The sequence below is a fragment of the Mesorhizobium wenxiniae genome, assembly GCF_002284535.1.
GTDB lineage: Bacteria > Pseudomonadota > Alphaproteobacteria > Rhizobiales > Rhizobiaceae > Mesorhizobium > Mesorhizobium wenxiniae.
Window position 1 is genome coordinate 972,284 of sequence record NZ_NPKH01000020.1, and the last position, 11,983, is coordinate 984,266.

Below are 11,983 nucleotides of genomic sequence, written 5' to 3' on the forward strand. Positions count from 1 at the left end.
GCGCATGACCCGAACCCGAGGTTCGAAAAAGGATCGTGCAAATCAAAGTAGTACAGCGCCCTTTGCGCGTCCAAAAGGACGCGCAAAGGGCGCTGTAGGCACTGTCAGATCAGGCGGTTGGTCTCCGCAACCTGTCTGGCCCGCCGCACCGTGCCGTCGGTGTCGGCGATCTTTCGCCTTGCTGCCTCGTCACTTCGTATCGTCAGACGCGCCGACATGACTTTCGCAGGCCCGACGGTCGGCTTGACGATGGAATTGACTGTTACGGTTACGCCACTCGGGGTTTTCACAGAGATCATGAAATTTTCCTTTCAAACGAAATAAAGCATAGATGCCGGTACAAAAGTTCCGGAGATGTCTCAGAAATTTTCAGAAAGCTCTTGAATCATATAAGCATTCTACAAATAATTATAGAGAGAGAATTTTGTCAATGGATCACGATCCGGCAGGAATCTTCTTGAATAAACCGCAATTTCGGATTAAACGATTGAGATCGTTTTTTGGGCCAAGCTTGGCAACTCGCGGCGTCAGAGGTTCTCGACCCGCCAAACTCATTCCAGATCGCCGATACCCAAATTGCCGATACAGGGACACACGACATTTAGTCCCGGTGCCGCAACGTGGGCACCACCTATCGGATCCAAGCCGGAAACGAGACTTCGAGGCACGAGAATGACTGGCCGAACTACCCATTCCATAGCGCATTTCGAGGCACCCTTCATGCTCGGCGGCCTGGAAGGAAAATTGCCGGCCGGCGACTACGACATCGACCACGATGAGGAACTTATCGATGGCATGTCGTGGCTTGCCTGGCGCCGTGTCGCCACCTTCATCCATCTGCCGGCAAGGACGGTGAAAAGCCAGACCAGCCAATTGGTCGCCATCGACCTCGCCGAACTCGAAACCGCGCTGAGGCGCGACCAGGAGAATGCTGCATGATCCGCTTCCAGCAGAACGCGCGCCCGCGCACCGACACGCCCGCTCATCTTTTCGCGATTGGCCAGACCGTTCGCATGAAGAGCCGCATCGGCCTTGTCCAGAAGACCGCAGAGCTGTTCCAAATCAAGAGCAAGCTGCCGGTCAAGGACGGCTCGCCGCAATACCGCATCCGCAGCGACGAGGAGACCTACGAGCGGGTCACCACGGAAGACAATCTCGAAGTGGCCGACAATCCGAGCGCCTAATGCATGTCGCCCAAAAGTGCGAAGCGGTTTTGGGACAACGACATGCATAAAACAATGCTTAAAGCGCGTCGGCTGAATCCTTTCAACGCGACGCGCTTTAGGCCCACATCAGATCAACAGCGCAGCAACCGCGAGACACGCAAGCCCAAGAAGGACTGCGGCAGCAAAGCCGGCATCGCCCTTCGGCTCGGCCGTCAAACAGGCGGAAGCCGGTTTGAAGCCGAAGTCCAAGGGCTAGCGGCGGACGGATGAGCAGCCCGGCATTCATCCAGCCACCGCGCGATCGGATCAAAGATCACACGACGTCGAAGCCATATGGTCAGGATTGGCTAGGGCCGAGTTCATCGCCATTGCCATAGAGCGAGGCTGCCGGCGTAGAGGCAGGAAGCGCCAGCTACCCTCACCTGCCTGTGTCCGGTTGATAGATGGCTTCCTCCCCGTCCGGAGACGAGGAGGAAACCAGCCTCTCAGCAGGGACCGTCGTCGACGATGCGATAGTCGGCGGCGCGAGCCTCGCAGGCGTTGGGGAAGGTGCGCAATTCGCCACGGCGGCGTGCGCAGACGGGGGCATATTCGCGCGTGCAGAATGTCTGCTCTTCGCCACCGCCGCCGCCGTCGCGGCACTGGCCGTCGCGGATGATGCGATACCCGGCCCGCTCGGCAAGGCAGGCATTGGCGAAGGTCTGGCGGTCGCCACCGCGCCGGGCGCAGACCGGATCATACTGCTTGGTGCAGAATTGCGGCCCCGGCCTTGGCGGGCGGTACCCCGGTCCTTCCTCCACCACCACCGCTGTGCAGGCTGCAAGAACTGCCGACAGCAACACGATGGCAAAACCCTGCCGCGAGAAGATTGCCGCAAGAAATTTCATAACTATATCTCCCTCGAGCCCCCGCTCCGGTGCAAACGCGCGCGCTCCACTCCAAGCCGATCCTCGCCATTCCACCGCCAAATGCAACCCCTGTTTGCAAGCTCCCAGCCCGCTGGACCATGCATGGCCAGGCGCTTGGGCGATGACCGGGCGAGCACCCCCTTCTATCGATGCCATGCGTCGGAATGCGCCCATTGGGCGGCCCGCGGACGCTACCTTGCAACGATCACCTTTCCGTGCGATAAATTTCGTGTTCGGGCATTTGCGACCCGGAGAGCGGAACGTTTTGGACGACCTTTCCCCGATACTGTGAATCTCTGACGGCCCCGTTTTTCGGCGGGGGGTTTTGACCATGCGCCAATGCATGACTGCCGAAGCAACCACCGGACTTGCCCACGGCGTCAGGCGGCGGGCAAACCACAAAGACTGACACGGGTGAAGGAGTTTCCCCAATGGCCCAGACCGGCACCGTTAAATTCTTCAACGCTACCAAAGGCTTCGGCTTCATCACGCCAGATGACGGCGCCAAGGACGTGTTCGTCCATATCTCCGCGATCGAGGCCTCGGGCCTGCGCACGCTCGTCGATGGCCAGAAGGTCACGTTCGACGTCGAGCCCGACCGCATGGGCAAGGGACCGAAGGCGGTCAATCTCCGCGCGGACTGAACCGTCGGCGCGCGCACGTCCGCTCGGACGTGCCAGGAATGTGCCCCGAGGCCCTCCAAAGGCCTTGAACCGGCTTTCAGAGCCGAACCCGAGTTTCGAAGGCGCGGCGGTTTTCGTCGCGCCTTTTTCGTGGCAGGGCGGCATGCCAATGCTCGCAAAACTTTCTCTTGCCGATAGCGCTAAAATAAAGGACAAATTTCCACTCGGGCATTTGCCGGCCCGAGACTGGACTTTATGGGATCAAAGGAGCTTCCCATGCCGCAGACCGGCACCGTCAAATTCTTCAATCATGCCAAAGGCTTCGGCTTCATCACGCCGGATGATGGCGCGAAGGATGTCTTCGTCCACATTTCGGCCGTGCAGGCGTCGGGTCTTCCCGGTCTTGAGGATGGGCAGAAGGTAACATTCGACACCGAGCCGGACAAGCGCGGCAAGGGTCCGAAAGCCGTCAACCTGTCGATCGGCTGAGCCGAGTTCGAGACAGCGTCGGACGGTCCCGTCGTGCAGGTCCGCTCCTTGTTGAGCGTACGATATTTGTGCCTTGCGCCATGCTTGATCGAATATCGACTGGTCCCATCCCGTCAATTTCGTTCAGCCCCCGTTCAGCCACGGTCGCCTATTAGCTTCGGTAAAGCCGGACCGCATCCCCCAAATTACCGGGCCGGCACGAAGGAGACCGACATGAACCGAATTTTCAAGACCACCATCCTGTCCGCCGCGATTGTTGCGACCACGCTCGCGACCTTGCCAGCGGCCAGCGCTGGTGACTGGCGTCACCGGCACCACCATCGTGGCAATGGCGATGCGATCGCGGCAGGCGTCCTTGGCCTCGCGGCCGGCGCCCTGATCGTTGGTGCGCTCAACAACCCGCAGCCCAGCTATTACGACCCCGGCTATGACGATTATGGTCGTTATCCACGGCCCGCCCCGGTGCGCCGCTACTACGCGGAACCGCGAGTCGTCTACAATGACGGCTATGCCGAGCCATGGACCCGTGGCTGGTATGAATATTGTTCAGATCGCTATCGGTCTTTCAACGCCCGCACCGGCACGTTCACCGGCTATGACGGCGAACAGCATTTTTGCACCGCGAACTGAGGCTTCCCTGCCCCCAAACAAACGCGCTGTCGCCAGGCCAGCGCTTTTTGGTCGTAGGCATGCATAAAGGCAGGAGACCGATGCGCGTCGCGTGAGGCTCCTCAGCCGCAATGCGTTTAAATCAGGAATGGATTGCTCCGGCGCTCCTCGCCGAAGCGGCCGCCGGGACCGTGGCCGCAGATGAAGCCGATGTCGTCGCCGAGCGGCAAAAGCTTGTCCTTGATCGAGGCGATCAGCGCGGCGTGGTCGCCGCCCGGCAGGTCGGTGCGCCCGACCGAGCCGCGAAACAACACGTCGCCGACATGGGCGAACTTAGCAGCACGATTGTAGTAGACGACATGGCCGGGCGCGTGGCCGGGGCAATGAAGGACTTCGAACGCGTGCTGGCCGAACGAGACGGTATCGCCTTCGCTGAGAAAGCGGTCGGGCACGCAATTGCGCACCGGATCGGTGATGCCGTAGTGTTTCGCCTGTTTCTCGAGATTGGCAAGCAACGGACGGTCGGCCTCATGCGGGCCGATGATCTCGACGCCGAGCGCCTCCTTCAGCTCCATGGCGCCGCCGGCATGGTCGATATGACCATGCGTGATCCAGATCGCGCCGGCGTTGATCGCATTGTCCTTGAGCACCGCCAGCACCTTCTCGATGTCGCCGCCCGGATCGACGACGACGCCTTGTCTGTCGTCCATGTCGAAGAGAATGGTGCAGTTTTGCTGGAAGGCCGTGACCGGCACGACGCCGGCGTTGAGCTGACCCATGATCGTCCTTTCGCTGTGTCGCCCCTGATGTAGATCCACACGCGAACGTCGTCCACCGCATCCGGCTGTCGCCACAACGCAAAAACGAAATGGGCGGCCGAAGCCGCCCATGCAAAAGCCCGAAACCGCTAGGCTGACTTCTTCGTCGCATTCATGACCGCGCCGATGATGGCCGTCAGAATGGCGCCACCACCTGCACCGCCGAGGATGTTCTGCACATTCAGCGCGCTGCCCAATCCGCTCGTTGCCGCTGCGGCTGCAGCCGGATCGATCGTGCCACCGCCGAGCAGGCTGCCGAGGATGGCCGCACCGCCGACGCCGCCAAGGGCGCCGCCCAGGATTTTGGTAAGCTGCCCCACTGCCGCTGTCTTGAGAGCCGCGCCCACCGCCTGGCCACCGATGATACCCATAATCACCTGAACAATGATCGGAAGAAGCGTGTTCATGTCCATATTACCAGTCCCTCCATAGCTGCCAGCCTCCCGGGCCGACAGCATCATGAGACGCCGAATTGGACGAAAGTCAAATGCAGAGGTGCTTAAATAAAAGGGGCGGCCCGAAAACCGCCCCTACTTATAAAAAAAGCTGTGACTTTCGTTATTCTGCTGCGATTGCGTGCTTGGGTTGAACGGCTGCAGAATAGTCGTTCATCAGAGTCTTGGCAATTTCACCCACCTCGAATCGGTATGGACCGATCTCTGAAACGGGCGTCACCTCGGCCGCTGTTCCGCTAAGGAAGCACTGCTGGAAGCCTTCGAGCTCTTCCGGCATAATGGTGCGCTCGATCACCTCGAAGCCGCGATCCTTGGCAAGGCCAATCACCGTACGGCGGGTGATGCCGTCGAGGAAGCAATCGGGGGTGGGCGTGTGGATCTTGCCGTCCTTGACGAAGAAGATATTGGCGCCGGTCGCTTCCGCAACCTGACCGCGCCAGTCGAGCATCATGGCGTCGGCATAGCCCTTGGCTTCGGCGGCATGCTTGGACATGGTGCAGATCATGTAGAGGCCGGCAGCCTTCGATTTCGACGGCGCGGTGCGCGGATCGGGGCGGCGCCATTCGGCCAGATCGAGACGGATGCCCTTCAGCTTCTGTGCCGGATCGAAATAGCTCGGCCACTGCCAGATGGCGATGGCGCAGTTGATCCGGCTGTTTTGCGCCGAAACGCCCATTTGTTCGCTGCCGCGCCAGGCGATCGGCCGGACATAGGCATCCTGGAAACCCTGCTTCTTCAACAGCGTGCGGCAGGCGTCGTCGATCTCGGCAACCGAATAGGGAATCTTGAAGCCGAGCAGGCGTGCCGATTCGTGCAGGCGCTCGCTGTGGTCGGTCAGCTTGAAAATCTCGCCGCCATAGGCGCGCTCGCCCTCGAACACCGCGCTGGCGTAGTGCAGGCCATGGGTCAGCACGTGGATCTTGGCGTCGGCCCATTTGACGAACTCGCCGTTCATCCAGATGAAGCCGTCCATTTGGTCAAAGGGAACGGATGCCATGGTAACCTCCCGCGGGCGGCCGCCCGCACATCATCGTTGCGCGTTTCTTGTCAGCCGCACGGGCGGCCGGTATCTCGAAGCGTAGGCGGATATATAAGCTCTGGCAAACACAGGAAGTTCCGGAAAAACGGCCTTCCCTTGCCTTTTCGTTCGCAATCCGCCGAAAAGCTTGTCAAAAATTAGCATTGCCGGGAAATTACGTCAACAGTACTGACATAATTTCCCTTTCGCACGGAGAAAAGATGACAGATCGCAGCCACCCAGCCGGAAAACCGATCAGGACGGCGATCACCGACGAGGACGGCATCGACTTTGCCATCATCGAACTGTTCTTCTTCGCCTATCGCGATTTTACCTCCGATCCGGACCAGATCCTGTCCGACTATGGCTTCGGCCGGGCCCATCACCGGGTCCTGCATTTCGTCAATCGCAGGCCTGGACTGACGGTCGCCGAACTCCTCGACGTGCTGAAGATCACCAAGCAGAGCCTGGCGCGCGTGCTCAAGCAGCTGATCGACACCGACCACATCGTCCAGCTGCAGGGCCCGCGCGACCGCCGCCAGCGCGAGCTCTATCCGACAGCCAAGGGCCGCGCTCTGGCACTGGCGCTGGCACGGCCACAGTCACGCCGCATCCATGCTGCATTGGAAGATGCCGGAGCCACCGAACGCACCTTGATCGAGCGCTTCCTGGAAGCAATGGTCAATCCGGAACTAAGAGCGCAGATCGACATTGTGCCCGCAAAAACGTCAGGGAAAAGCCATGGAGACCATTGAAAGGGTTGATCAACCGGCAGCACCGGACGACGACGCGCCGCATCTGCTGGTGATTGATGACGATACCCGTATCCGCAATCTTCTCAAACAATATCTGACCGAAAACGGCTTTCGCGTCACCGTTGCCGGAAATTCCGGCGAAGCGCGGCGCAAGCTCGCCGGCCTCGATTTCGATCTGCTCGTGCTCGATATCATGATGCCGGGCGAAACCGGTGTCGATCTGGCCAAGGCGCTGCGGGCAAGCAAGAACGTGCCGATCCTGATGCTTACCGCGCTCTCCGAGACCGACAGCCGGATTACCGGGCTCGAGGCCGGAGCCGACGACTATCTGCCGAAGCCTTTCGATCCCCGCGAATTGATCCTGCGCATCAACAACATCCTGCGCCGCGGCGGTCCGGCAACGACGCCCAAAGTCGAGCAACTGGTCTTCGGCCCTTACACGTTCCAGATCGCCAGGCGGGAGCTCAAGCGCGGCGGCGAGGCTCTGAAGCTGACCGACCGCGAGCAGGAGATCCTGGCGATCTTCGCGGCGCGGGCCGGCGAAACGATACCGCGTCATGAGCTTGTCGGCGACGAGTCCGAAGTCGGCGAACGCACCATCGACGTCCAGATCAACAGGCTGCGCCGCAAGATCGAACGCGATCCGTCCAATCCGGTCTGGCTGCAGACCGTGCGCGGTATTGGGTATCGGCTCAGCGTGGAATAGACTGACGCCCACAGCCCCTTGTTGAGTGGCTGAAGATGAGCAAAAAGGGCGAATGGCGACCACGCAACTGGAACGGCCGGGAGATCGCGGCTTGAGCGCTCGCGCCACGCGGGCACTGAAGGCGGTGCCGCTCGCCTGGAAACGGTTCTGGCGCCTCGTTTCGCTTTACATGCCGAAGCGGCTCTATGCCCGCTCGCTGATCATCGTCATCGCACCGATGATCCTGCTGCAATCGGTCCTCGCCTTTGTCTTCATGGAACGCCACTGGCAGACCGTGACACAGCGCCTGTCGCAGGCCACGGTCCGCGACATTGCCGCAATCGTCGACCTGGTGGAAACCTATCCGAACGACGCCGACTACGCCAACATCATCCGCATCGCGCAGGATCGCATGCAGCTGAAGATCGACTTGCTTCCGCCCGATCCGCTGCCGGCGCCCGGTCCAAAGCCGTTCTTCTCGATCCTCGACGAAATTCTCTCGTCCGAGATCACCCATCAGATCAACCGTCCGTTCTGGATCGATACGGTCGGCAATTCCAATATCATCGAGGTCCGTGTCCAGCTCGAGGGCAAGGTGCTGCGCGCCTTCGTGCGCCGCAGCCAGGCCTATGCCTCGAACACGCACATTTTCCTGATCTGGATGGTCGGCACCTCGCTGGTGCTGCTGATGATCGCCATCCCTTTCCTGCGCAATCAGATCCGGCCGATCCTGACGCTGGCCGAGGCCGCCGAAAGTTTCGGCAAGGGCCGGCCGATGCCGCTCGATTTCCGTCCGCGCGGCGCCGAGGAGGTTCGCCGCGCCGGCTTTGCCTTCATCCAGATGCGCGAGCGGATCGAACGCCAGCTCGAACAGCGCACCGCCATGCTGACCGGCGTCAGTCATGATTTGAGAACCATCCTCACCCGCTTCAAGCTGCAGCTTGCGCTGACCGGGACCAAGGCCGACACCGAGGCGCTCGGCCAGGATATCGATGACATGCAGTCGATGCTGGAAGGCTATCTCGCCTTTGCCCGCGGCGAGGCGACGGAAGACGCCGGCCGTTTCAATCTTGAAGCCTATTTCGACAAGCTCGGCGAGGAGGCCACGCTGCGCAAACGCAAACTGTCGACCACGCTCGCCGGCGACCCAAATTTGCATGTGCGGCCCCACGCCTTTGCCCGGCTGTTGTCCAATGTCGTCGGCAACGCCTTCCGTTACGCCAAGACGGTGGAGATCAACGCCAACCACGGCCGCGGCTCGCTGCTCGTCACCATCGACGACGACGGTCCGGGCATTCCACCCGAAAAGCGCGAGGACGTGTTCAAGCCTTTCGTGCGGCTTGACGAGGCCCGCAATCTCGATGCCAGCGGTACCGGCCTTGGCCTTGCCATCGCACGCGATATTGCCCGTAGCCATGGCGGCGACATCATGCTGGACAAGAGCCCGCTCGGCGGCTTGCGCGCCGTCATCAAGGTTCCGGCCTGACTAGAGCGACGTGCGTCCGATTGGACGCACAAAGTACGCTCTGACGCTTTTGAGCCTACGCATCGTGCTTTCCTGTGGTTGCAGACGGCCATCGGCTATGCCTTCATCGGGGCGTCATGAAACCATGCTGAAGAGCGCGCATGAAGCGCGTGATCCTGATTGATTCGGCCTTGCGGCCTCGCATCAAGGAAACCGACGACCTTTCAAGCAAAGGGCTGCTATGCGCATCCTGATGGTCACCGACGCCTGGCGCCCGCAAGTCAACGGCGTCGTCCACACGCTGGAACGGCTTTCGGAAACCCTCAAATCCTTCGACGTTGAGACGGACTTCCTGACCCCGAACATATTTCGCACCTTGCCCCTGCCGACCTACCCGGATATCCGGCTGGCGCTGACGAGGCCAGGCCACGTCGCGCGCCTGATCGAAGCGCGCAACGCCGATCATGTCCATATCGTCACCGAGGGCCCGCTCGGCATCATGGCGCGGCGCTATTGCCGCAAGGCCGGCCGGCCGTTCACGACAAGCTATCACACGCGCTTTCCGGAATATCTGAGCGCGCGGCTGCCAATACCGGAAGCCTGGGCCTATCGCTGGCTTCGCGATTTTCACAATTCCGGACAAGGCACACTGGTCGCCACACAATCGCTGGCGGACGATCTGGCGGCGCGCGGCTTCACCAAGCTCAGGCCATGGACGCGCGGCGTCGACACCGACCATTTCCGCCCGGACAAGCAGAAGGATCTGGGGCTCAAGCGACCGATCTTCCTCTGTGTCGGCCGCGTTGCGATCGAAAAGAACCTGGCCGCCTTCCTCGACCTGGATTTGCCCGGCAGCAAGGTAATCGTCGGCGAGGGACCGGAGTTGCCCAGGCTCAAGGCCAGATATCCCGATGCCCATTTCCTTGGCCACCGCCCGAACGACGAACTGGCCGAAATCTACGCCTCGGCCGATGTCTTCGTCTTTCCCAGCCGCACCGACACGTTCGGCAATGTCATCATCGAGGCGCTGGCCAGCGGCACGCCGGTCGCAGCCTATCCGGTGACCGGACCGATCGACATTGTCGGCGACGGCGTTGGCGGAGCGGTGTCGAACGATTTGCGTGAAGCCGCGCTCGCCGCGCTCCACGTCGACCGCGCCGAGGCGCGCCAAGGGGCAATGCGCTATAGTTGGAAGGCCTGCGCGGAAATGTTCCTGGAGGCGGTTGAAGAGGCGCTGGGCACCACGCGAAAACTAGCCGCCTGAGAGGCTTGCTAGAACAGTCGGCCACCGTCAGGCACCCTGCGTTCGATTGCGCCGAGGACGACAGCACCCTCCTCGTCGGGAAAGCCAAGCGTCAGCACTTCCGATATGAAGGGTCCGATCTGCCGCGGCGGAAAATTGACCACCGCGAACACCTGCCGGCCGATCAGCGTCTCGGGCGCATAATATTTGGTGATCTGCGCCGACGATTTCTTCACCCCGATCGCCGGGCCGAAATCGATCTTCAGCTTGATCGCCGGCTTGCGCGCCTCGGGGAACGGCTCGGCCTCGACGATCGTGCCGGCGCGAATATCGACCCGGTCGAAATCGGCGAAGCTGATCTCGGGCTTGCGCTGGCTGCTCGAACTCATTGAGGGTCAGGTCTGGCTCAGGCGTTTCCGTAGGTCTCGAACAGGACGCCGGCCAGCGCATCCTTGGCCGAGGTTCCCGACCAGACGACGAACTGGAACGCCTGGAAATAGCATTCGCAGGCTTCCAGCGCCGACGACAACAGCACCTCGACCTGCTGGCTCGACGGCTCGACCCCGCCGGCGAGCAGCAGTGACTGGCGGAACATGATCGCGCCTTCCTGTTCCCAGAGGTCGAAATGGCCGAACAGCATCTGCTCGTTGATCAGCGAAAGCAGCCGCATCACTTCGAGCGCGCGCGCCTCCGGCACCTTGATGTCGAAAGCGCAAGCCAGATGCAGCGCCTCGAAATCCTCCATCCAGGAGAATGAGACGTGGTAGTCGGTCCAGCTTCCGGCAACCGAAATCGAAATCTCGTCATCGCCGGCCCGTTCGAAGGACCAGTCGTTGTTGTGGGCCACCTGCTCGATAACATCCACGGGATGGATTTCGCGCGAGAATTCGAGTTCGAGAAGTTCCATGAATGCTTCCTGTCGTTCCTTCGCATCGGCCCGAAAATCGGTTCGATTTTCGGAAAGCACGACGCGAACGTTCAAAGTTCTAGAGCGTACTTTGTGCGTCCAAGTGGACGCACGTCGCTCTAGTGAGCGCCACACGCTCCGCGGGGCACACGCAACGAACAATCCTGTCTAGAACTCGGACGGCCGGGACTTCGTCAACGCAAAGACCCCAGACCGGACCCCACCGCCCGGCGCATGACCCTGCTCCGAATCATGCAACAAATTCAGTCTATTGATCGGGAGTCGCGTGACCAGCCCAATTTTTCGCACTGCGTCATTCGCATGTGGAAAGCCGCTGTCACAAAGATTCACGCAATGCCGGTAAGCGATTCACGACAAAGCGCTTTTTGCGATTGTGCTTTGTGGAAAAGTTTAACGATTATTTTTTTGATCTGGGCTTTGCCGCAGCCGCAGGTGCGGCCTGTCCGGTCAATTCGGCGAGCTTCGCCTCGAGCGCCTCGATGCGCGCAGCGAGACGGGAGTTTTCCTCCCTGGCCTTCGCCGCCATATCGCGGGCGGCCTCGAATTCTTCGCGCTGCACCAGGTCCATTGAGTTGAGAACGCGCTCGGCCTGCCCCTTGAAGGCGGTTTCCACTTCGCGGCGCACGCCTTGCGCGGCACCCGCAGCGTCGGTCATCAGCTTGGCGAATTCATCGAGAATGCGATTCGGTCCGGTCGACATGGCAAATCCTCGCTTGCTCGATTTGACGTAGTGGCGCGCGACGCGGAATGCAAGCATCCACGTCGCCTTGACCCCGCCAAAACCCTGCCGCATGGTCCGCGCCCGAACATGATCGCAACCG

The 11,983-nt window shown here is 60.9% G+C and carries 18 protein-coding genes; 10 read left to right on the forward strand and 8 right to left on the reverse strand.

The annotated features are described in order from the left end of the window. Positions 1 to 104: 104 nt before the first annotated feature. Positions 105 to 299: a hypothetical protein gene (locus tag CIT31_RS15030; RefSeq protein WP_095519177.1), complete on the reverse strand. Its 195-nt coding sequence runs from the start codon at positions 297 to 299 to the stop codon at positions 105 to 107. A 373-nt stretch (positions 300 to 672) separates the two neighbouring features. Here CIT31_RS15030 and CIT31_RS15035 point away from each other — a divergent pair, with 373 nt between their 5' ends. Genes CIT31_RS15035 through CIT31_RS15045 form a run of 3 tightly spaced genes read left to right on the forward strand, consistent with a single transcriptional unit; the run spans position 673 to position 1,436 of the window. Further along, a complete protein-coding gene (locus CIT31_RS15035; protein ID WP_095519178.1) occupies positions 673 to 939 on the forward strand; it encodes a hypothetical protein in 267 nt (88 codons plus the stop codon). Further along, positions 936 to 1,184: a hypothetical protein gene (locus CIT31_RS15040; protein ID WP_065011972.1), complete on the forward strand. Its 249-nt coding sequence runs from the start codon at positions 936 to 938 to the stop codon at positions 1,182 to 1,184. The genes CIT31_RS15035 and CIT31_RS15040 overlap by 4 nt, the downstream gene beginning before the upstream one ends. Positions 1,185 to 1,187: 3 nt before the next feature. Next, complete coding sequence (locus CIT31_RS15045; RefSeq protein ID WP_245316247.1) at positions 1,188 to 1,436, forward strand: hypothetical protein; 249 nt, start codon at positions 1,188 to 1,190, stop codon at positions 1,434 to 1,436. A 215-nt stretch (positions 1,437 to 1,651) separates the two neighbouring features. Here CIT31_RS15045 and CIT31_RS15050 read toward each other — a convergent pair whose 3' ends face one another. Next, positions 1,652 to 2,053 (reverse strand): Kazal-type serine protease inhibitor family protein, encoded by a 402-nt coding sequence (locus CIT31_RS15050; RefSeq protein WP_029349995.1) that lies wholly within the window; start codon positions 2,051 to 2,053, stop codon positions 1,652 to 1,654. Positions 2,054 to 2,505: 452 nt separating this feature from the next. Here CIT31_RS15050 and CIT31_RS15055 point away from each other — a divergent pair, with 452 nt between their 5' ends. The 3 genes from CIT31_RS15055 (at position 2,506) to CIT31_RS15065 (ending at position 3,816) form a co-directional block, all read left to right on the forward strand. Beyond that, complete coding sequence (locus tag CIT31_RS15055; RefSeq protein WP_023799871.1) at positions 2,506 to 2,718, forward strand: cold-shock protein; 213 nt, start codon at positions 2,506 to 2,508, stop codon at positions 2,716 to 2,718. A gap of 255 nt (positions 2,719 to 2,973) precedes the next feature. Further along, complete coding sequence (locus CIT31_RS15060) at positions 2,974 to 3,186, forward strand: cold-shock protein (protein WP_006202521.1); 213 nt, start codon at positions 2,974 to 2,976, stop codon at positions 3,184 to 3,186. A 213-nt stretch (positions 3,187 to 3,399) separates the two neighbouring features. Next, positions 3,400 to 3,816: a BA14K family protein gene (locus tag CIT31_RS15065; protein WP_095519179.1), complete on the forward strand. Its 417-nt coding sequence runs from the start codon at positions 3,400 to 3,402 to the stop codon at positions 3,814 to 3,816. A 116-nt stretch (positions 3,817 to 3,932) separates the two neighbouring features. Here the strand turns inward: CIT31_RS15065 and CIT31_RS15070 are convergent, their stop codons facing one another. From CIT31_RS15070 to CIT31_RS15080, 3 genes are all read right to left on the reverse strand, one after another. Further along, positions 3,933 to 4,574, reverse strand: a complete 642-nt coding sequence (locus CIT31_RS15070) for an MBL fold metallo-hydrolase (protein ID WP_095519180.1) — start codon at positions 4,572 to 4,574, stop codon at positions 3,933 to 3,935. 128 nt (positions 4,575 to 4,702) lie between these two features. After that, entirely contained in the window at positions 4,703 to 5,026 is a 324-nt protein-coding gene (locus CIT31_RS15075; protein WP_065012051.1) for a hypothetical protein, read from the reverse strand. Between the two features lie 145 nt (positions 5,027 to 5,171). Beyond that, positions 5,172 to 6,065: a branched-chain amino acid aminotransferase gene (locus tag CIT31_RS15080; protein WP_095519181.1), complete on the reverse strand. Its 894-nt coding sequence runs from the start codon at positions 6,063 to 6,065 to the stop codon at positions 5,172 to 5,174. Between the two features lie 242 nt (positions 6,066 to 6,307). On the opposite strand from CIT31_RS15080, the gene CIT31_RS15085 reads away from it, so the two are divergent. The 4 genes from CIT31_RS15085 (at position 6,308) to CIT31_RS15100 (ending at position 10,255) form a co-directional block, all read left to right on the forward strand. Next, the gene (locus tag CIT31_RS15085; RefSeq protein WP_029349986.1) at positions 6,308 to 6,841 is read left to right on the forward strand and encodes a MarR family winged helix-turn-helix transcriptional regulator; all 534 of its coding nucleotides are present in this window, start codon (positions 6,308 to 6,310) and stop codon (positions 6,839 to 6,841) included. After that, positions 6,828 to 7,547 (forward strand): response regulator, encoded by a 720-nt coding sequence (locus tag CIT31_RS15090; RefSeq protein WP_036267167.1) that lies wholly within the window; start codon positions 6,828 to 6,830, stop codon positions 7,545 to 7,547. Before CIT31_RS15085 ends, CIT31_RS15090 begins: the two co-directional genes overlap by 14 nt. 52 nt (positions 7,548 to 7,599) lie before the next feature. Then, positions 7,600 to 9,012: an ATP-binding protein gene (locus CIT31_RS15095; protein ID WP_029349982.1), complete on the forward strand. Its 1,413-nt coding sequence runs from the start codon at positions 7,600 to 7,602 to the stop codon at positions 9,010 to 9,012. 220 nt (positions 9,013 to 9,232) lie between these two features. Further along, positions 9,233 to 10,255 carry a glycosyltransferase family 4 protein gene (locus tag CIT31_RS15100; protein WP_095519182.1) on the forward strand — a complete coding sequence of 341 codons (1,023 nt, stop codon included), beginning with the start codon at positions 9,233 to 9,235 and terminating at the stop codon, positions 10,253 to 10,255. A gap of 8 nt (positions 10,256 to 10,263) precedes the next feature. Here the strand turns inward: CIT31_RS15100 and CIT31_RS15105 are convergent, their stop codons facing one another. The 3 genes from CIT31_RS15105 to CIT31_RS15115 all read right to left on the reverse strand — a co-directional run bounded on the left by CIT31_RS15105 (position 10,264) and on the right by CIT31_RS15115 (position 11,862). After that, positions 10,264 to 10,623: a tRNA-binding protein gene (locus tag CIT31_RS15105; protein WP_029349979.1), complete on the reverse strand. Its 360-nt coding sequence runs from the start codon at positions 10,621 to 10,623 to the stop codon at positions 10,264 to 10,266. 17 nt (positions 10,624 to 10,640) lie between these two features. Beyond that, positions 10,641 to 11,141, reverse strand: a complete 501-nt coding sequence (locus CIT31_RS15110; protein ID WP_006202532.1) for a type III secretion system chaperone family protein — start codon at positions 11,139 to 11,141, stop codon at positions 10,641 to 10,643. A gap of 418 nt (positions 11,142 to 11,559) precedes the next feature. Next, the gene (locus CIT31_RS15115; RefSeq protein WP_095519402.1) at positions 11,560 to 11,862 is read right to left on the reverse strand and encodes an accessory factor UbiK family protein; all 303 of its coding nucleotides are present in this window, start codon (positions 11,860 to 11,862) and stop codon (positions 11,560 to 11,562) included. Between the last annotated feature and the right edge of the window lie 121 nt (positions 11,863 to 11,983).

Excerpts from the sequence above, each read along its gene's own strand:
- CIT31_RS15055 (WP_023799871.1), top strand. The coding sequence starts at position 2,506 with ATGGCCCAGACCGGCACCGTTAAATTCTTCAACGCTACCAAAGGCTTC.
- CIT31_RS15035 (WP_095519178.1), top strand. The coding sequence starts at position 673 with ATGACTGGCCGAACTACCCATTCCATAGCGCATTTCGAGGCACCCTTC.
- CIT31_RS15065 (WP_095519179.1), top strand. The coding sequence starts at position 3,400 with ATGAACCGAATTTTCAAGACCACCATCCTGTCCGCCGCGATTGTTGCG.
- CIT31_RS15070 (WP_095519180.1), bottom strand. The coding sequence starts at position 4,574 with ATGGGTCAGCTCAACGCCGGCGTCGTGCCGGTCACGGCCTTCCAGCAA.
- CIT31_RS15030 (WP_095519177.1), bottom strand. The coding sequence starts at position 299 with ATGATCTCTGTGAAAACCCCGAGTGGCGTAACCGTAACAGTCAATTCC.
- CIT31_RS15045 (WP_245316247.1), top strand. The coding sequence starts at position 1,188 with ATGTCGCCCAAAAGTGCGAAGCGGTTTTGGGACAACGACATGCATAAA.
- CIT31_RS15110 (WP_006202532.1), bottom strand. The coding sequence starts at position 11,141 with ATGGAACTTCTCGAACTCGAATTCTCGCGCGAAATCCATCCCGTGGAT.
- CIT31_RS15040 (WP_065011972.1), top strand. The coding sequence starts at position 936 with ATGATCCGCTTCCAGCAGAACGCGCGCCCGCGCACCGACACGCCCGCT.
- CIT31_RS15115 (WP_095519402.1), bottom strand. The coding sequence starts at position 11,862 with ATGTCGACCGGACCGAATCGCATTCTCGATGAATTCGCCAAGCTGATG.
- CIT31_RS15100 (WP_095519182.1), top strand. The coding sequence starts at position 9,233 with ATGCGCATCCTGATGGTCACCGACGCCTGGCGCCCGCAAGTCAACGGC.
- CIT31_RS15095 (WP_029349982.1), top strand. The coding sequence starts at position 7,600 with ATGGCGACCACGCAACTGGAACGGCCGGGAGATCGCGGCTTGAGCGCT.
- CIT31_RS15050 (WP_029349995.1), bottom strand. The coding sequence starts at position 2,053 with ATGAAATTTCTTGCGGCAATCTTCTCGCGGCAGGGTTTTGCCATCGTG.
- CIT31_RS15075 (WP_065012051.1), bottom strand. The coding sequence starts at position 5,026 with ATGGACATGAACACGCTTCTTCCGATCATTGTTCAGGTGATTATGGGT.
- CIT31_RS15105 (WP_029349979.1), bottom strand. The coding sequence starts at position 10,623 with ATGAGTTCGAGCAGCCAGCGCAAGCCCGAGATCAGCTTCGCCGATTTC.
- CIT31_RS15090 (WP_036267167.1), top strand. The coding sequence starts at position 6,828 with ATGGAGACCATTGAAAGGGTTGATCAACCGGCAGCACCGGACGACGAC.
- CIT31_RS15080 (WP_095519181.1), bottom strand. The coding sequence starts at position 6,065 with ATGGCATCCGTTCCCTTTGACCAAATGGACGGCTTCATCTGGATGAAC.
- CIT31_RS15085 (WP_029349986.1), top strand. The coding sequence starts at position 6,308 with ATGACAGATCGCAGCCACCCAGCCGGAAAACCGATCAGGACGGCGATC.
- CIT31_RS15060 (WP_006202521.1), top strand. The coding sequence starts at position 2,974 with ATGCCGCAGACCGGCACCGTCAAATTCTTCAATCATGCCAAAGGCTTC.